Origin of the sequence: Mesorhizobium sp. M1A.T.Ca.IN.004.03.1.1 (assembly GCF_003997555.1) — a bacterium.
In the GTDB taxonomy this organism is placed as follows: domain Bacteria; phylum Pseudomonadota; class Alphaproteobacteria; order Rhizobiales; family Rhizobiaceae; genus Mesorhizobium.
On sequence record NZ_RZTV01000321.1, the window covers coordinates 1 to 272 of the forward strand.

General features: G+C 60.3%; 1 protein-coding gene. It reads right to left on the reverse strand.

The features are described 5' to 3' along the window. Positions 1-272, reverse strand: a 272-nt coding sequence (locus EOD29_RS31830; protein ID WP_127248822.1) for a GntR family transcriptional regulator, incomplete at both ends; no start/stop codon positions are given.

Below are 272 nucleotides of genomic sequence, written 5' to 3' on the forward strand. Positions count from 1 at the left end.
GAATGCATCACTTCAGCGCCGAGGATGAGTTCAAGCGCATCGGCGACGTTGGCATCCGCCTTCATCAAGCCGGCCTTGACGACCGCTGCCTGATGCTTGTGGCCCCGTTCCAGTATTTCGTCGGCTATGTTGCGGATTTGAAGCAGATCGACGTCGAGGTGCTTGGGTGAAACGAAGGTTCCGATCCCGGCGGATCGCTTGAGAACACCCTCGAACATCAACTCCCGCAGCGCCCGGTTCGCCGTCATGCGGCTGACGCCGAATGCCGCCAC